Here is a 16,362-nt window from a genome sequence, read left to right as displayed (position 1 = left end):
TGCCCACACAGATTGTCTGATAAATTGTTAAAGAGCGGTGCGACCAGCGGGTTAACCGTCTGTCGCGAGGTGGCGTATATTACGCTACTCTCCCTCAGAGTCAACCACTTTTTTCAGCGATTTTCTCCGGCGGTTCAGCGTTTCCTGAACCTCTGACCCGGTGGCTGTGAAGCCGTTGTTCCGTGTCAGTGGAGGCGCATTATAGGGAGTTAATTCTCACTGACAAGGGTTTATTGCAAAAAAATTACCGTTCGGATTAAATTTCATCAAATCGTTTTAAATCAGGGCGATTTGCCTGGTAATTGAGCGAATTCTTTGGCAAAGCGCCGCACCTGCTCCCAGTCGGTATACTCCACTTCTTTGGTTGTATCGGTCTCACCACCGGTCATGCGCATAATCAGCTGAATCATCACGCGATCAAACCAACGATATTGGGGGTAACGCAGCGCGCCGGCGAAAACCGCGCAGCAATCAGGCTGCCAGAGAGAGTGCAGCAAAAACTTGCGCGTATAAGCATTGGTTTGGGGCGTACGCTTTTCGGGCTTACGCGCAGTCAGGTTGACCGAGAAGAAACCGCTGGAACGTTGCTGAAGCTCACGCAGGTGCTGCTTCACAAATTTTGTCACCACCGGGTGGAAGTTGCCGTAGCGGATCGATGCCCCGATCAGCACACGGTCATACTGACACCAGTCGATGGTTTCTGCGTGCAGAAGATTCATTACATCGCTGGCCTGCTTCTCTTTCAGCGCATTAGCGATATAAGAAGCGATCTCACGTGTTTGACCATCACGGCTGGAAAAAAGGATCAATGCTTTCATAAAGGCTTCCTGTCAAAAATCATTCACGCCAAAACGTTGGCGTAAACAGAACCAGCAGCGTAAAGACCTCAAGACGCCCGAACAGCATCGTTGAAATCAAAATCCATTTTGCTACGTCGTTCATTGAAGTGAAGTTATCCGCCACGACGCCCAGTCCCGGCCCAAGGTTGTTCAGCGTGGCGGCTACGGCAGCAAAGGCAGAGAAGTCGTCAACCCCGGTGGCGATAATCGCCAGCATGCTGACCAGAAACACCAGCGCATAGGCGGAGAAAAACCCCCAAACGGCTTCGAGAATACGTTCGGGCAGCGCGCGGTTACCCAGTTTAATGGTGTATACCGCATTGGGATGCACAAGGCGTTTTAACTCACGCGAGCCTTGCTTAAACAGCAGCAGAATACGGATCACCTTTAAGCCGCCGCCGGTTGAACCGGCACAGCCGCCGATAAAAGCGGAACAGAGCAGCAGCACCGGCAGGAACAGCGGCCAGCGGGCAATACTGTCGGTGGTGAAACCTGCCGTTGTGGCCATCGACACCACCTGAAAGAATGCCTGGTTCAGCGTTTGCCAGTTGCTGGCATACACATTATGAAACCAGAGCACCAACGTGCAGATGATAACCAGCGTAATCTGCACGCCGATAAACATGCGAAATTCCGGATCGCGCCAGTAGACGCGAAGATTGCGCCCGCTCAGCATGGAAAAGTGCAAACCATAGTTGCAGCCGGAGATCAGCAGAAATACCGCAACGATAGTATTAATGGTAGGACTGTTGAAATAACCGAGGCTGGCGTCATGGGTAGAAAAGCCGCCGATGGCGATGGTGGAAAAGCTGTGGCCGATGGCGTCAAATATCGGCATACCAGCCAGCCAGAGCGCCACCGCGCAGGCGACGGTCAGCAGGACGTAGATCAGCCACAGCGTTTTTGCCGTCTCGGCAATACGTGGCCGCATCTTGTTATCCTTCAGCGGGCCGGGCATTTCAGCGCGATAGAGCTGCATGCCGCCAACGCCCAGGATAGGCAGGATCGCCACGGCTAAAACGATGATTCCCATGCCGCCCAGCCATTGCAGCATCTGTCGATAAAACAGAATCGCTTTAGGCAGCGAGTCCAGTCCGACCAGAGTCGTCGCGCCTGTGGTGGTCAGCCCGGAAAACGACTCGAAAAAGGCATCGGTAATCGACAGATGCGGCTGATCGGCAAAGATAAAGGGCATCGCCCCAACGCTGCCGAGCACGGTCCAGAAAAGGACCACAATCAAAAAACCTTCACGCGGTTTCAGTTCGCTTTTCTGTTTCCGGTTGGGCCACCACAGCAGCGAGCCGATAACAATAGCCATAAGAAAGGTCTGACTGAACGCGCGTCCGGCACCGTCACGATAAATCAAGGCTACCAAGCCGGGGACGATCATTGTCACCGAAAAGAGGATCACCAGCAGACCAACAATGCGGGTAATGGCACGAAAATGCATTCAGCCGTTTCCTTTACAGAAATGAAAAGAGTTACTGTTTCATCGGGATCAGCACCAGCGTACCCCGACTAAAGTCTGACAGATTCTGCGAAAATCCGTCGAGTTGTCCCGGCGGCAATGCCAGCGTGAGATCGATACGATCGAGAAACTGGCTCTCCACGATTTCACCTTCAAAACGCTGAAGCAGACGTCCAATATCTTTTAGCTGGGCATAATCGCACTGCAAATGGAAACGCTGCAGGGGCACTTTGCGTACCCGCGCCAGCTGCTTCAATCCCTGCTGCACCCCGCCGCCGTAGGCTTTAACTAGCCCGCCGGTGCCGAGCATAATCCCGCCGTAGTAGCGCACCACTACCGCCGTAATCTCGCCAATCTGGCTGCCCATCAGCTGCGCCAACATCGGTTTCCCTGCGGTGCCGGAAGGCTCGCCATCATCGGAAAAACCCAGCAGTTGAGAATCATCAGGCGCGCCCGCGACCCAGGCCCAACAGTGATGACGCGCCGCAGGATGTTCCGCTTTAACCTGCTGCACAAAGGCACGCGCCGCTTCAACGCCATCAGTATGTGCCAGCAGCGTAATGAAGCGGCTTTTTTTAATGGTTTCCTCGCTGACGCTCACGGTCTGCGCGGGGATATCCCAGGCGTCCATCAGTCGAGATGTAGATCGCGCGTCATGTTTTCAATGCGGTTGGCATGGATGACTACATTGTCCTCGATGCGCACGCCGCCGTATGGCTTCAGCGCATCGATGGCCTGCCAGTTAAAGTGCTGGCTGAACTTCCCTTCCCGCCACGGCGTCAGCAGCGAGTCGATAAAGTAAATGCCAGGCTCAATGGTAAGCACCATGCCAGGCTCCAGCACGCGCGTGCAGCGCAGATAAGGATACTGCGCGGGCGCTGCGAGATGCGCGCCGCGATCATCCTGCATAAAACCCGCCACATCGTGAACCTGTAGCCCCAGCGGATGACCCAGACCATGCGGCATAAACGGCCCGGTAATGTCTTCTTCCACCAGCGCCTCTTCGCTCAATCCCTGCACCAGGTCGAACTTCAGCAGCAGTTTCGCAATGCGCTGATGCATTTGCAGATGGTAATCGGTATAGCGCACGCCTGCCTTCAGCGTATCGATCAGCGCCAGCTCTTCGGTATTCATCGCATCAACCAGCTGCGCGTAAAGCGAGCTGCTTTGCGCGGCGTAACTGCGGGTTAAATCTGCGGCATAACCGAGATACTCGGCGCCCGCATCAATCAGAAAGCTGTGACGTTTCGCAGGCGGTTGGTGATCCAGTTTGGTGTAGTGCAGCACCGCGGCATGTTCGTTCAGGGCGATGATATTGCCGTAGGGCACATCGGTATCGCGGTGCCCGGTAGCGGAGAGATAGGCAATATTGATATCAAACTCGCTCAGACCGGAAAAAAAAGCTTCTTTCGCGGCGCGATGTCCCGCTACCGCCAGCGTTTGCGCCTCACGCATACAGGCCAGTTCATAATCGGTTTTATAGCTGCGATAGTAGTGCAGGAAATCGATCGCTTGCTGAGGATTGACCTTATCAGCCGTGATGCCCAGCTGAGCGGCACGCGACGGCGACGGGCCGATATATGCCACGTTCCCCCGCTGCGTGGGCAGCAGCTGGCCGATATCGTCTACGTTTTTAAGTCCGATAACCTCAACGTCGTCGGTCCAGAAACTCTGCGGCAGCGGTTCAACGTTATGCCAGTAATCCACCGGAGAGTAGAACCACAGCTTCGGCTTGTTTACCCCGTCAACCCATAACCAGCAGTTTGGCACCTGAGTGACCGGCACCCAGGTTTTGAATTGCGGATTTACCTTGAACGGATAGCTGTGGTCGTCAAGAAAAACGGTTAACAGTTCGCCTGAATGAATCAGCATCGCATCAAGCTTACAGCGCGCCAGCATTTGCTGCGCACGCTGCTGAAGGATAAGGATATGAGCGTGATAAAGGTCTTTCAGAGAATCCATTTACATCTCTCCGGTGTCGCGAAAATGGCCGCAGTGTACCACAGCCGCCTGCAGGATGCCGTGTTCCGAACGCTGTGATCTTGTTAGCAAATAAGCAAACTCTCGTTTGCAAAAAATTAACGTGACTCGCACACTCCTGAACATCTGGTATGACCAGATCCCTAATCGCAGTTTCAGGAGGCAGACATGCTTTACCAGGGCGCTACCCTTTCTCTCAGCTGGCTTGACGATGGCATCGCCAGGTTGCTTTTTGACGCCCCCGGCTCGGTCAATAAGCTGGATACGCGAACCGTTGCCAGCCTTGGCGAAGCGATTGCCGTACTGGAGCAACTGCCGGATCTGCGCGGCGTGCTGCTCTGTTCCGCCAAACCGGCCTTTATCGTCGGCGCTGACATTACCGAATTTCTTTCCTTGTTCAACGCGCCGGGCGAAAAGCTGAGCCAGTGGCTGGCCTGGGCCAACACCATTTTTAATCGTCTGGAAGATCTGCCGGTACCGACGCTGGCGGCGATTGATGGCTACGCGCTTGGCGGCGGCTGTGAGTGCATACTGGCGACCGACCTGCGCATCGCGACGCCGCAGGCGCGCATCGGCCTGCCGGAAACCAAACTGGGGATCATGCCGGGATTCGGCGGCAGCGTGCGCTTACCTCGCCTGCTGGGTGCTGACAGCGCGCTGGAAATTATTGTCGCAGGCAAAGACGTTGATGGCGATGCCGCGCTGAGGCTGGGACTGGTCGACGCCGTGGTCTCACCGGAAAAACTGCATGACGGCGCGCTCACTATGCTCAAAGCCGCCATTGCCGACAGCAGCTGGCGGCAGCGTCGTCAGCCGAAGCTGGAGCCGTTGAAGCTTAGCCCGATTGAAGCGGCGATGAGTTTTACCCTCGCCAAAGCAGTGGTGATGCAGACTGCCGGCAAACATTATCCTGCCCCGCTCACCGCAGTAAAAACCATTGAAGCGGCGGCGACGCTTGGACGCGATGACGCGCTGCGGCTGGAAACCGCCGCTTTTGTGCCGCTGGCGCAGTCGGACGTGGCCCGGGCGCTGGTTGGCATCTTCCTGAACGACCAGTATGTGAAAGGCCTGGCGAAAAAACGCGCGCAGAATAGTGATGCGCCCACGCAGGCGGCGGTTATCGGTGCAGGCATTATGGGCGGCGGCATCGCATACCAGTCTGCGTGGAAAGGTGTGCCGGTAAAAATAAAGGATATTAACCAGCATGCGTTGGATCTGGGCATGAAAGAGGCGAGCAAGCTGCTGAACAAACAGCTTGAGCGCGGCAGGATTAATGGCAACCAGCTCGGCAGCGTTATCGCCACTATTCAGCCGACGCTGGATTATGCGGGCTTCGAACGCGCCGATATTGTTGTTGAAGCGGTGGTGGAAAATCCGCAGATCAAAGCGCAGGTGTTGGCGGAAGCGGAAAGCCATCTGCGCGCGGAGGCAATACTCGCTTCCAATACCTCCACCATTCCCATTAGCCAGCTGGCGCAGGCGTTGCAGCGACCGGAAAACTTCTGCGGCATGCACTTCTTTAACCCGGTGCCGCGAATGCCGTTAGTCGAAGTGGTGCGCGGCGAGAAAACCTCAGAGGCCACGCTGAGCAAAGTGGTGAGCTGGGCGAGCAAAATGGGCAAAACGCCAGTTGTGGTGAATGACTGTCCGGGCTTTTTCGTGAACCGCGTGCTCTTTCCCTATTTTGCCGGCTTCAGTCTGCTGCTGCGCGATGGTGCCGACTTCCGTCAAATCGATAAGGTGATGGAAAAGCAGTTTGGCTGGCCGATGGGACCCGCCTGGCTGCTGGACGTGGTCGGTATCGATACCGCGCACCACGCACAGCGCGTAATGGCCGAGGGCTTCCCGACGCGCATGAAGAAAGCCTATCGGGATGCGATTGATGTGCTGTTTGACGCCAGACGCTACGGGCAAAAAAATCAGTGCGGTTTCTGGCGCTGGGAAGAGGACAAAAAAGGCAAACTGCAAAAAGTCTCCGATCCCGAGGTGGACGCGCTATTGCAGAACGTTTGCCAGCCCAAACGCGTATTCAGCGATGAAGAGATTATCAATCGTATGATGATCCCGCTGTTGAATGAAGTGGTGCGCTGCCTGGAGGAGAAGATCATCGCCTCGCCTGCGGAAGCAGATATGGCACTGGTTTACGGCCTGGGCTTCCCGCCGTTCCGCGGCGGCGCTCTGCGCTATCTGGATACGCTTGGCAACAGCAACGTGGTGGATCAGGCCAAACGCTATCGTGCTTTGGGGGCGCTTTATCAGTTGCCCGCGCTGCTGCTGGAGAAAGCCCATCAGCATGAGAGCTGGTATCCCACAGCCAAACCCATTGATGAAGCTGCGCTGAAAAGCGCGTGAGGAGAAGAGAATGGAAAATGTGGTTATTGTTGATGCTCTCCGCACGCCGATGGGACGCTCAAAAGGCGGCGCGTTTCGTCACGTCCGCGCGGAAGATCTCTCCGCGCACCTGATGCGCGAGCTGCTGAGCCGCAACCCGGCGCTGGATGCCGCCCGGCTGGATGATGTGGTCTGGGGCTGCGTGCAGCAAACGCTGGAACAGGGCTTCAATATCGCACGCAACGCGGCGCTGCTGGCGGAAATCCCTCATCGCGTACCGGCTACTACCGTTAACCGGCTGTGCGGCTCGTCCATGCAGGCGCTGCACGATGCGACGCGCGCCATTATGGTCGGCGATGCGCACGCCTGCCTGGTGGGCGGCGTGGAGCATATGGGGCATGTGCCGATGAGTCACGGCGTCGACTTTCATCCCGGCCTGAGCCGCACGGTCGCCAAAGCCGCCGGTATGATGGGGCTGACCGCTGAGATGCTGGCACGTATGCACCACATCAGCCGCGAACAGCAGGACGCCTTTGCGCTGCGTTCGCATCAGCGTGCCGCCCAGGCCACGCAGCGCGGCGATTTTGCCAACGAGATCCTGCCCACTTGGGGTCATGATGCGGACGGCGTTCTGAAACGCTTCGATTATGATGAGGTAATCCGTGAAGAGACCAGCCTGGAGGGACTCGCTGCGCTAAAACCGGCGTTCGATCCGGTAAACGGCACGGTCACAGCCGGCAGCTCGTCGGCGCTCTCGGACGGCGCGGCAGCAATGCTGGTGATGAGCGAAACCCGCGCGCGCGAACTCGGCCTGATACCGCTGGCACGCATCAAAAGCATGGCAGTGGTAGGCTGCGATCCGTCGGTTATGGGTTATGGCCCGGTCCCGGCCAGTCAGCTGGCGCTCAGGCGCGCCGGTCTGAGCGTCAGCGACATCGACATTTTTGAGATGAACGAAGCCTTTGCCGCGCAAACGCTGCCCTGCATCAAAGATCTTGGCCTGCTGGATCGGATGGATGAGAAAGTTAATCTGAACGGCGGCGCTATCGCGCTGGGTCATCCGCTGGGCTGCTCAGGCGCACGCATCACCACCACTTTGCTGAATATTATGCAGCGGCGCGATGCCCGCTTTGGCCTGGCAACCATGTGCATTGGCTTAGGTCAGGGCATCGCCACCGTATTCGAACGCGTTTAATACGCTGAGCCTTGATTCCCGCCTGCGAGGGCGGGTTTTTTGCGGCTCAGATAAAGGCGAAGGCGTCACCAAACATATGCGCTTCCAGCGCGCCGCGTTCGGCACAGAAACGATCGCGGGCGATTTTCGCCATCTCGAAACGTCCGGCGATATAGATATCGTGCTCGCTCAGCGTGGCGTAATCCTGCATTACGGCGGTTAATACCGTACCGCTGCGCCCCTGCCAACCCGCTTCCGGCTGTTCCACCACCGGAATCACCTTCAGGTTCGGATGTTTGATCGCCAGCGCATTCAGCTCTTCCAGATCGTAGAGATGCTTCAGCTCGCGTCCGCCCCAGTAAATCGCGATGTCGCGATCCGGCTGCTGTGAAAGCGCGGTAAGCAAAATCGAACGGGCATAAGAGAAGCCGGTGCCGCCAGCAATCAGGATCAGCGGACGGCTGCCCTCTTCCCGCAACCAGGCGTCGCCGTGCGGGATATCCACGGTAATTTCGCGCTGATTCTGAATGCGCTCCATCACTGCCATCGCATAAAGGTTGATATCGGAAGCGCCGATATGCAGTTCAATAATATCTTTTTCCATCGGCGTGGAAGCGAGAGAGAACGGGCGTTTATCGCGCTCATCCATTACCACCATCAGATACTGCCCGGCCCGAAAGCTAAAATCCGCCTCCGGCACCAGCCGGACGCGGTAAACGGTATCGGTAATCGCTTCGACCGAAGTCACTTTACAGCTTAATGTTGTCATGCGTTCCCTCTGTCGGGTCGTCATATGGGTCTGTGCACGCCATCAACGCTGCGGCGGCTGATTAAAAATGCCTAACTCATCCCAGATTGCATCGATACGCGCGGTAACGGCGGGATCCTTCACGATAGGACGCCCCCATTCGCGCTGGGTTTCGCCCGGCCATTTGTTGGTTGCGTCCAGGCCCATCTTTGAGCCGAGGCCGGAGATCGGCGAGGCGAAGTCAAGATAATCGATGGGCGTGTTCTCAACCAACACCGTATCGCGCGCCGGATCCATGCGGGTAGTAATCGCCCAGATCACATCATTCCAGTCGCGGGCATTGACGTCGTCGTCACACACAATAACAAACTTGGTGTACATGAACTGACGCAGGAACGACCAGACGCCAAACATCACGCGTTTCGCATGACCGGCATACTGTTTTTTGATGGTCACTACCGCCAGACGATAGGAACAGCCTTCCGGCGGCAGATAGAAGTCCACAATTTCCGGGAACTGCTTGATCAGAATCGGCACCAGCACTTCATTCAGCGCGACGCCCAGCACCGCCGGCTCATCGGGCGGACGACCGGTATAGGTTGAATGGTAGATTGCCTTGTGACGTTGCGTGACGTGCGTTACGGTGAATACCGGGAAATCATCCACTTCATTGTAGTAGCCGGTGTGATCGCCATACGGCCCTTCCGGCGCCATATCGCCCGGCTCAATGTAGCCCTCCAGCACGATTTCAGCGCTGGCCGGGACTTCCAGATCGTTGGAAAGGCATTTCACCACTTCGGTTTTATTGCCGCGCAGCAGACCGGCAAAGGCGTATTCCGACAGCGTATCCGGCACCGGCGTGACGGCGCCCAGAATCGTCGCGGGATCGGCCCCCAGCGCCACCGCAACCGGGAAACGCTCGCCGGAATGGGCCTTGCACCACTCCTGAAAATCGAGCGCGCCGCCGCGATGAGAGAGCCAGCGCATAATCAGGCGGTTCTTGCCGATTACCTGCTGACGGTAGATGCCCAGATTCTGGCGCTCTTTGTGCGGACCGCGCGTAACGGTCAATCCCCAGGTAATCAGCGGCGCGGCGTCGTCGGGCCAGCATTTCATCACCGGAATGCGCGACAGATCGACCTCGTCGCCCTGAAACACCACCTCCTGACACGGCGCATTACGCAGCCGTTTGGTAGGCATATTCAGCACCTGCTTGAACTGCGGCATCTTATCGAACAGATCGCGGAAACCTTTTGGCGGCTCCGGCTCTTTCAGGAAGGCGAGCAGTTTACCCACTTCACGCAGCGCGCCGACATCCTCCTGGCCCATCCCCATCGCCACGCGCTTCGGCGTGCCAAACAGGTTACAGAGTACCGGCATGTCGTAGCCTTTGGGATTCTCAAACAGCAGCGCCGGACCGCCAGCGCGCAGCGTGCGGTCCGCAATTTCGGTCATTTCCAGTATCGGATCGATTGCCTGAGCGATCCGCTTTAACTCTCCCCGCTGCTCCAGCAGCGACAGGAAATCTCGTAAATCCTGATATTTCATGTGGCGTTACTTTCCGGCCAGATTGAATCGGCCATTATAGGACTGATTCTGATGAAGTGTTGAGGTTTATGCCACAGCCCCACGGCGCACGTTAAGAAAATTCCCAATAATTTTCAGCGAACGGCATCTTTCCCGTACCCGATGCGCTATAACTCTGACAGCAGGTTTGCTATTCTTAGCGTCTGTTATTTGGGAGCAGTTATGGAATCCTGGTACTTACTCTACTGTAAACGTGGTCAGCTGTTGCGCGCAAAAGAGCATCTGGAGCGGCAGGAGGTGCATTGCCTCAGCCCTATGATTGCACTTGAAAAGATCGTGCGCGGCAAACGTACCACCGTGAGTGAGCCGCTGTTCCCAAACTACCTGTTTATCGAGTTCGATCCCGAAGCCATTCATACCACAACTATCAGCTCAACGCGCGGCGTCAGCCATTTTGTGCGTTTTGGCGCGATGCCCGCCACGGTTCCCTCAGAAGTGATTGAGGCGCTGCAAAGCGAAGCGCCGCAAACCCTGAGCGATCCCGAGACGCCGCAAAGCGGCGATGAGGTGATTATCACCGAAGGCACTTTTGAAGGGCTGCGCGCCATTTTCGCCGAGCCGGATGGCGAAACCCGCTCTATCCTGCTGCTGAATCTGCTTAACAAACAGGTGATGCGTAGCGTCGACAACAAGCAGTTCCGCAAACTCTAAGCCAGACCAAACAGCGTACGGGCATTACGGTCCAGGCGCGCCGCCAAGGTCTGCGCCTCTTCGCCGCGCCAGTGAGCCACCTGTTGAACAATATGCGGTAAAAAGCAGGGCTCATTGCGCCGCGAGGTTGGCCGTGGGCGCATATCGCGCGGCAGCAGATAAGGTGCGTCGGTTTCCAGCAGCAGCCGGTTGGCCGGGATCTGCGGCAACATGTCGCGCAGTTCCAGCCCGCGCCGCTCGTCGCACACCCAGCCGGTAATGCCAATGTATAAGCCCATCGCCAGGCACGACTCCAGTTCCTGACGCGTCCCGGTGAAGCAGTGCACCACCGCACCGGGCAACTGCGCCAGCCAGGGCTTCAGCACTGCGGCCAGTCGCTCATGGGCTTCACGACAGTGCAAAAACACCGGCATGTTGAGTTCTGCCGCCAGCGCCAGCTGGGCGTCGAAAGCATATTCCTGCTGATCGTGCGCGGCGAAGTTGCGATTGAAATCCAGCCCGCACTCGCCAATCGCGACCACCTGCGGACTCTCCGCCAGACGCCGCAGCGTGTTGGCCGTTTCTGCTGACCATTCGCTGGCGTGATGAGGATGGACACCCGCCGTTGACCAGCAGTAGTCAGGATGACGTTCCGCCAGGCGCTGCGCCTGCTGGCTCTCCAGCGCGTTGGTGCCGGTAATAAGCATGCCGGTGACGCCCGCTTCGCGCGCACGAGCAGTCACCTGTTCGCGATCTTTTGCGAATTGCGTGCTGGTCAGGTTTACACCGATATCAAACATATCGCTTTCCAAAAAAAGAAACCGCCCCTGGGGCGGTTTGGATTGATCTTTATCCCGCCGTTTTGCGGGAAGCTCGCAGTGACATCAGGATTAGGTTTCCTGTTCCTTATCCATATCCTGACGCCCTTTTCCCACGTAGTAACGGGAAAAGAATACGCCCACTTCAAACAGGCAGTACATCGGAATAGCGAGCAAAGTTTGAGAAAAAACGTCCGGCGGCGTCAGCAGCATACCGACGATAAAAGCGCCGACCAGAATATAGGGCCGTTTCTTCTTCAAATCTTCCGGACTGGTGATGCCGGTCCAGCAGAGCAATACGATCGCGACCGGCACTTCAAACGCCACGCCGAACGCCATAAACAGCGTCATGACGAAATCGAGATAGTTGGTAATGTCGGTAGCAATCTGTACGCCCTGCGGCGCGGTTTTGGCAAAGAAGCCAAACGCCAGCGGAAAGACAATAAAATAGGCAAAGGCGACGCCGACATAAAACAGCAGCGTACTGGAAAAGAGCAGCGGCATAACCAGCTTGCGTTCATGGCGGTAAAGCGCAGGCGCCACAAATGCCCAGACCTGATAGAGGATCACCGGCACCGCGAGAAAAACCGAGACGATAATCGTCAGCTTAATCGGCGTGAAAAAGGGTGAGGCGACATCCGTCGCAATCATACTGGAGCCGGATGGCATCTGGCTGATCAGCGGCGACGCCACCAGATGATAAATATCATTCGCGAAATAGATCAGCGCCAGAAAAATGACAAATACGGCGATGATACAATTCAACAGGCGCTTGCGCAGCTCGATCAGATGGCTGATGAGCGGTTGGGTATCTTCAACGGCCATGGTTATCGTTCGTCACTTGCTTGGGAAGGCGTTGCCGCGCTGCTTACGACGCCAGCGCTTTCGGGCTTGCTGGCTGGCGTTGCAGTCGCGCTGCCGGTTTGGGGTGCCTGAGCGGGGGCGCTGGCCTGATTGACGGACGAGGCTGGCGTAACCGGGCCATGCGTTTCGCCCGCTGGCTTCTGCTGCGGCGCATGAATGGTATTGGCTTCATCATCCGCCTTTTCAGGCTCGCTGCTTTGCTGATAAGAACGCTTCATCGAATCTGCGGTTTTACGCAGCTCATCCATCGACTCTTTCAGCTCAGGCGAAAGCGAGCCTCTGCCCGCCTCTTCGACTTTTTTCAGGCTATCCTGCAGCTCCTGCAGCTTCAGTTCCTGTGCCAGCTCGTTCTGCACATTCGCTGCCAGCGAGCGCATCGCCCGAATCCAGCCGACTACGGTTTTCACCGCAACAGGCAATCGTTGCGGGCCGAGAACAATCAGCCCGATAACGAATACCAATATCAGTTCACTGAAACCAATATCGAACACGGTTTATACCTGCTTGTCTTTCTTGACTTCTTCTTTGCTAGCCGAAGTTTGCTGTTTGTCCGCCAGCGTTTTGGCGTTGAATTCAGCGTCCTGCTCTTTCGGTTGATCCTTTTTGTCGTCCTCGTCGCCCATCGCTTTTTTAAAGCCACGGATGGAGGAACCCAAATCCGAACCCAGATTACGTAATTTATTGGTACCGAACAGAAGTACAACAATGACGGCAATGATGATCAATTGCCAAATACTGATACCGCCCATGAGATAGCCTCTACTATTCTGTGAAAAACTGACGGGTAACGCACCACAGAAAGCCCCCTGCGTGCAGGGTCTTAATCAGCGACATTACCGCGTTTTAGGTAAGCCTGACAATCAGTTTGTCTTGCGCCAACCGATTAGCCAGGTGACGATTCCCGACGCCATTAACAGCGCCGGAAAGAAATCCCACTCCGGCCGGTTCAGCAATATAGCCGTTCCGCTCAGCAGCAAAGCTGCCCCTACGCCAAACAGATAACGCGACTGATGATGGCGGGTGCGCTGCGCATTCAGATCGGTAGTGAGCTTATCGACGCTGTGCTGCAACATCTTATGCTGACGCATACTTTCATAAAAAAGTTCCGGCAGTTCCGGCAGCTTCTCCGCCCAGAATGGCGCTTTGTCTTTTACCGCACGCCATATCGCCGGAAGCCCGATTTGATCTTTAATCCAGTCTTCAAGGAAAGGCTTGGCAGTTTTCCACAGGTCAAGCTGCGGATAGAGTTGGCGACCAATGCCTTCGATATAGAGCAGCGTTTTCTGCAACAGCACCAGCTGCGGCTGCACTTCCATATTGAAGCGACGCGCGGTATTGAACAGGTTCAGCAATACGTGTCCGAAGGAGATCTCCGCCAGCGGCTTCTCGAAAATCGGCTCGCAGACCGTACGGATGGCGAACTCGAAATCTTCCACGTTAGTATCCGGCGGCACCCAGCCGGAATCGACGTGCAGCTCCGCCACTTTGCGGTAGTCGCGATTGAAGAAAGCGATAAAGTTCTCGGCCAGATAGCGCTTGTCTTCTTTATTCAGCGAGCCGACGATGCCGCAGTCGATACCGATATATTGCGGATCTTCCGGGTGATCGTAGCTGACGAAAATATTGCCCGGATGCATGTCGGCGTGGAAAAAGCTGTCGCGGAATACCTGGGTGAAAAACACCTGCACGCCGCGCTCGGCCAGCAGCTTCATGTTCACGCCATGCTGTTCCAGCGCCACCACGTCAGAGATGGGAATGCCGTAGATGCGTTCCATCACCAGCATCGATTCGCTGCAGTAGTCGGAGTACATCTCCGGCACATAGAGCAGGCGGTCGCCTTCAAAGTTACGGCGCAGCTGAATGGCGTTCGCTGCCTCGCGCAGCAGGTTAAGCTCATCCAGCAGCGTTTTTTCGTAGTCGCGCACCACTTCTACCGGACGCAGACGGCGACCATCAGGCAGCAGACGCGGCACCCAGCGGGCGATACGGTAAATCAACCGCATATCCGCTTTGATCACCGGCAAAATATCGGGGCGGATCACTTTGATCACCACTTGCTTGCCGTTCTCTTTCAGCGTCGCGGTATGCACCTGGGCGATGGAAGCGGAAGCCAGCGGCTTGATATCAAAATCGTCGAACCAGGTTTCCAGCGGGCCGCCCAGCGAGCGCTCAATCTGCGCTTTCGCCTTTACGCCGTCGAAAGGCGCAACGCGATCCTGCAAAATCGCCAGCTGATCGGCGATCTGCGGCGGAAAGAGGTCGCGTCGGGTCGAGAGCATCTGTCCAAGCTTGATCCACACCGGGCCGAGCTGTTCCATCGCCATACGCATGCGCACGCCAATGTCTTTATCTTTATGCCGGTTAGGGATCCAGAAAACCCCGCGCCGCCAGAGGCGAAGCGGAAGCGTAATGCGCATGCGGGGGATCAGTTCATCAAGGCCATAGGTCAGAAACACCTTGATAATAAAATATAAACGACGAATTTCTCCCAGCGTCATTTCGCCTCCAGCTGCGCTAAACGCGTAGTCAACGCATCAAGCGAACGATCCATCGCGTCCACCTCCTCACAAAACCAGGCCAGTTCCAGCGCGCCTGGCGCGACGCGCCACTCTTCGGTTAGCGCCTGACCAAGATAACTTTGCTTGCGCTGAACATCGCTGCGCAGAAACTGCAAGGCGCGCTGTGCTGCCTGGCTGATGCTCTGCGCAGCGATATCGCCAACCCAGGGCGCGAGATACTCCGCCGGATCCAGCTCGGCCAAATCCATCAGTGCGGAGAACTGCTGCACCACCTGCAGGTCGCCTTCCACTTCCAGCTCGCCGCTGCGGATCAGGCCAGTAAGCTGCTGGCGATCGCGCAGCTTGGGCAGCGTGGCAAGGCGCATTTTAACGATGCAATCGCTGTTGTCCTGCCAGTCGCCCAGCACATCCAACTGCTGCTCGCTAAACACCAGCACCAGCGGCTGTGACAGCTCTTGCAGGCGCAGCGTCAGCACTTTGCCTGTCAGACGCTGGCGCGCGGCTTTCAGGCTGCGATCGCGGTAAAGAATACGATTCAGCGCGGTCTCCAGACCGGCCGTCATCAGGGGCGTTAATGTCATCGCCATAGCAGATTAAAACTTATAGCCGCGATGCAACGCGACGATGCCGCCGGTCAGGTTGTAATAGTTGGTATTTTCAAAACCCGCATCGTTCATCATCGCCTTCAGGGTCTCCTGATCGGGATGCATACGGATCGATTCCGCCAGATAACGATAGCTTTCCGCATCCTTCGCCACCATCTGGCCGATGCGCGGCAGAATGTGGAAAGAGTAGGTGTCGTAAGCTTTGCTGAGCGGCTCGAGCAGCGGTTTAGAAAACTCCAGCACCAGCAGACGTCCGCCCGGCTTCAGCACGCGGTACATCGAGGCCAGCGCCTTCTCTTTTTCCGTCACGTTACGCAGACCGAATGAGATGGTGATGCAATCGAAATAGTTATCAGGAAACGGCAGCGCTTCGGCATTCGCCTGCACATAGCTGACATTGCCCACCACGCCCAGATTGCGCAGCTTTTCACGGCCCATTTTCAGCATTGAGCTGTTAATATCCGCCAGCACGACCTGGCCGGTTTCGCCCACCAGACGCGAGAATTTCGCGGTGAGATCGCCAGTGCCGCCAGCCAGATCCAGTACGCGCTGACCGCGACGCACGCCGCTGTTATCAATGGTAAAACGTTTCCAGATACGATGGATGCCAAAAGACATCAAATCGTTCATCAGGTCATATTTTGCCGCTACGGAGTGAAACACGTCCGCGACTTTTTCAGCCTTTTCGCTTTTGGCGACGGTCTGAAAGCCAAAATGGGTTGTTTCCTGTGATTCATCTGCCATTGGTTATACCTGCTCTACAATCAAGACTTCCCGAAGTGTAACAGAGTCCCGAAGG

General features: G+C 56.4%; 16 protein-coding genes. 3 read left to right on the top strand and 13 right to left on the bottom strand.

The window, feature by feature from the left end:
• Positions 1–281: 281 nt before the first annotated feature.
• The 4 genes from hemG to pepQ are packed head-to-tail and all read right to left on the bottom strand — an operon-like array spanning position 282 to position 4,269.
• Positions 282–818, bottom strand: a complete 537-nt coding sequence (hemG, locus tag ABU178_RS01105; protein ID WP_397211133.1) for a menaquinone-dependent protoporphyrinogen IX dehydrogenase — start codon at positions 816–818, stop codon at positions 282–284.
• Between the two features lie 19 nt (positions 819–837).
• Positions 838–2,289, bottom strand: a complete 1,452-nt coding sequence (gene trkH / locus ABU178_RS01100; protein ID WP_397211131.1) for a Trk system potassium transporter TrkH — start codon at positions 2,287–2,289, stop codon at positions 838–840.
• A gap of 31 nt (positions 2,290–2,320) precedes the next feature.
• Positions 2,321–2,938 (bottom strand): IMPACT family protein, encoded by a 618-nt coding sequence (locus ABU178_RS01095; RefSeq protein WP_397211129.1) that lies wholly within the window; start codon positions 2,936–2,938, stop codon positions 2,321–2,323.
• Positions 2,938–4,269 carry a Xaa-Pro dipeptidase gene (pepQ, locus tag ABU178_RS01090; protein WP_397211127.1) on the bottom strand — a complete coding sequence of 444 codons (1,332 nt, stop codon included), beginning with the start codon at positions 4,267–4,269 and terminating at the stop codon, positions 2,938–2,940. Before pepQ ends, ABU178_RS01095 begins: the two co-directional genes overlap by 1 nt.
• A 186-nt stretch (positions 4,270–4,455) precedes the next feature.
• Here pepQ and fadB point away from each other — a divergent pair, with 186 nt between their 5' ends.
• Together fadB and fadA are read left to right on the top strand one after the other, a co-directional pair.
• Positions 4,456–6,639 carry a fatty acid oxidation complex subunit alpha FadB gene (fadB, locus tag ABU178_RS01085; RefSeq protein ID WP_397211125.1) on the top strand — a complete coding sequence of 728 codons (2,184 nt, stop codon included), beginning with the start codon at positions 4,456–4,458 and terminating at the stop codon, positions 6,637–6,639.
• 10 nt (positions 6,640–6,649) lie between these two features.
• The gene (gene fadA, locus ABU178_RS01080; RefSeq protein WP_397211123.1) at positions 6,650–7,813 is read left to right on the top strand and encodes an acetyl-CoA C-acyltransferase FadA; all 1,164 of its coding nucleotides are present in this window, start codon (positions 6,650–6,652) and stop codon (positions 7,811–7,813) included.
• Positions 7,814–7,859: 46 nt separating this feature from the next.
• Here the strand turns inward: fadA and fre are convergent, their stop codons facing one another.
• Both fre and ubiD read right to left on the bottom strand, forming a co-directional pair.
• A complete protein-coding gene (gene fre / locus ABU178_RS01075; RefSeq protein ID WP_397211121.1) occupies positions 7,860–8,561 on the bottom strand; it encodes an NAD(P)H-flavin reductase in 702 nt (233 codons plus the stop codon).
• Between the two features lie 42 nt (positions 8,562–8,603).
• The gene (gene ubiD, locus ABU178_RS01070) at positions 8,604–10,088 is read right to left on the bottom strand and encodes a 4-hydroxy-3-polyprenylbenzoate decarboxylase (RefSeq protein ID WP_397211119.1); all 1,485 of its coding nucleotides are present in this window, start codon (positions 10,086–10,088) and stop codon (positions 8,604–8,606) included.
• 201 nt (positions 10,089–10,289) lie between these two features.
• Here ubiD and rfaH point away from each other — a divergent pair, with 201 nt between their 5' ends.
• Positions 10,290–10,778: a transcription/translation regulatory transformer protein RfaH gene (gene rfaH / locus ABU178_RS01065; RefSeq protein ID WP_397211117.1), complete on the top strand. Its 489-nt coding sequence runs from the start codon at positions 10,290–10,292 to the stop codon at positions 10,776–10,778.
• On the opposite strand, the gene tatD is transcribed toward rfaH, so the two are convergent.
• The 7 genes from tatD to ubiE all read right to left on the bottom strand — a co-directional run bounded on the left by tatD (position 10,775) and on the right by ubiE (position 16,307).
• Positions 10,775–11,557 (bottom strand): 3'-5' ssDNA/RNA exonuclease TatD, encoded by a 783-nt coding sequence (tatD, locus tag ABU178_RS01060; RefSeq protein WP_397211115.1) that lies wholly within the window; start codon positions 11,555–11,557, stop codon positions 10,775–10,777. The genes rfaH and tatD overlap by 4 nt on opposite strands.
• 90 nt (positions 11,558–11,647) lie before the next feature.
• Positions 11,648–12,400, bottom strand: coding sequence for a Sec-independent protein translocase subunit TatC (tatC, locus tag ABU178_RS01055; protein WP_397211113.1), 753 nt, complete (start codon positions 12,398–12,400; stop codon positions 11,648–11,650).
• A 2-nt stretch (positions 12,401–12,402) separates the two neighbouring features.
• The gene (gene tatB / locus ABU178_RS01050) at positions 12,403–12,930 is read right to left on the bottom strand and encodes a Sec-independent protein translocase protein TatB (protein ID WP_397211111.1); all 528 of its coding nucleotides are present in this window, start codon (positions 12,928–12,930) and stop codon (positions 12,403–12,405) included.
• Positions 12,931–12,933: 3 nt separating this feature from the next.
• Positions 12,934–13,188 carry a twin-arginine translocase TatA/TatE family subunit gene (tatA, locus tag ABU178_RS01045; RefSeq protein ID WP_397211109.1) on the bottom strand — a complete coding sequence of 85 codons (255 nt, stop codon included), beginning with the start codon at positions 13,186–13,188 and terminating at the stop codon, positions 12,934–12,936.
• Positions 13,189–13,299: 111 nt separating this feature from the next.
• Positions 13,300–14,937, bottom strand: a complete 1,638-nt coding sequence (gene ubiB, locus ABU178_RS01040) for a ubiquinone biosynthesis regulatory protein kinase UbiB (protein WP_397211107.1) — start codon at positions 14,935–14,937, stop codon at positions 13,300–13,302.
• Entirely contained in the window at positions 14,934–15,539 is a 606-nt protein-coding gene (gene ubiJ / locus ABU178_RS01035) for a ubiquinone biosynthesis protein UbiJ (protein WP_397211105.1), read from the bottom strand. Before ubiJ ends, ubiB begins: the two co-directional genes overlap by 4 nt.
• A gap of 12 nt (positions 15,540–15,551) precedes the next feature.
• The gene (gene ubiE, locus ABU178_RS01030) at positions 15,552–16,307 is read right to left on the bottom strand and encodes a bifunctional demethylmenaquinone methyltransferase/2-methoxy-6-polyprenyl-1,4-benzoquinol methylase UbiE (RefSeq protein WP_397211104.1); all 756 of its coding nucleotides are present in this window, start codon (positions 16,305–16,307) and stop codon (positions 15,552–15,554) included.
• Positions 16,308–16,362 lie beyond the last annotated feature (55 nt).

It is taken from the genome of Pantoea osteomyelitidis, from assembly GCF_044342975.1.
Taxonomy (GTDB): Bacteria; Pseudomonadota; Gammaproteobacteria; order Enterobacterales; family Enterobacteriaceae; genus Pantoea; species Pantoea osteomyelitidis.
Note: the sequence above shows the minus strand (reverse complement) of the source record. Positions and strands in the feature narration are given on the sequence as shown.

What these genes read in the sequence shown, in the direction of transcription:
- fadB (WP_397211125.1), top strand. Translation starts at nt 4,456, where the DNA reads ATGCTTTACCAGGGCGCTACCCTTTCTCTCAGCTGGCTTGACGATGGC.
- pepQ (WP_397211127.1), bottom strand. Translation starts at nt 4,269, where the DNA reads ATGGATTCTCTGAAAGACCTTTATCACGCTCATATCCTTATCCTTCAG.
- tatC (WP_397211113.1), bottom strand. Translation starts at nt 12,400, where the DNA reads ATGGCCGTTGAAGATACCCAACCGCTCATCAGCCATCTGATCGAGCTG.
- fre (WP_397211121.1), bottom strand. Translation starts at nt 8,561, where the DNA reads ATGACAACATTAAGCTGTAAAGTGACTTCGGTCGAAGCGATTACCGAT.
- ubiB (WP_397211107.1), bottom strand. Translation starts at nt 14,937, where the DNA reads ATGACGCTGGGAGAAATTCGTCGTTTATATTTTATTATCAAGGTGTTT.
- ubiD (WP_397211119.1), bottom strand. Translation starts at nt 10,088, where the DNA reads ATGAAATATCAGGATTTACGAGATTTCCTGTCGCTGCTGGAGCAGCGG.
- tatA (WP_397211109.1), bottom strand. Translation starts at nt 13,188, where the DNA reads ATGGGCGGTATCAGTATTTGGCAATTGATCATCATTGCCGTCATTGTT.
- ubiE (WP_397211104.1), bottom strand. Translation starts at nt 16,307, where the DNA reads ATGGCAGATGAATCACAGGAAACAACCCATTTTGGCTTTCAGACCGTC.
- fadA (WP_397211123.1), top strand. Translation starts at nt 6,650, where the DNA reads ATGGAAAATGTGGTTATTGTTGATGCTCTCCGCACGCCGATGGGACGC.
- hemG (WP_397211133.1), bottom strand. Translation starts at nt 818, where the DNA reads ATGAAAGCATTGATCCTTTTTTCCAGCCGTGATGGTCAAACACGTGAG.
- rfaH (WP_397211117.1), top strand. Translation starts at nt 10,290, where the DNA reads ATGGAATCCTGGTACTTACTCTACTGTAAACGTGGTCAGCTGTTGCGC.
- ABU178_RS01095 (WP_397211129.1), bottom strand. Translation starts at nt 2,938, where the DNA reads ATGGACGCCTGGGATATCCCCGCGCAGACCGTGAGCGTCAGCGAGGAA.
- trkH (WP_397211131.1), bottom strand. Translation starts at nt 2,289, where the DNA reads ATGCATTTTCGTGCCATTACCCGCATTGTTGGTCTGCTGGTGATCCTC.
- ubiJ (WP_397211105.1), bottom strand. Translation starts at nt 15,539, where the DNA reads ATGACATTAACGCCCCTGATGACGGCCGGTCTGGAGACCGCGCTGAAT.
- tatD (WP_397211115.1), bottom strand. Translation starts at nt 11,557, where the DNA reads ATGTTTGATATCGGTGTAAACCTGACCAGCACGCAATTCGCAAAAGAT.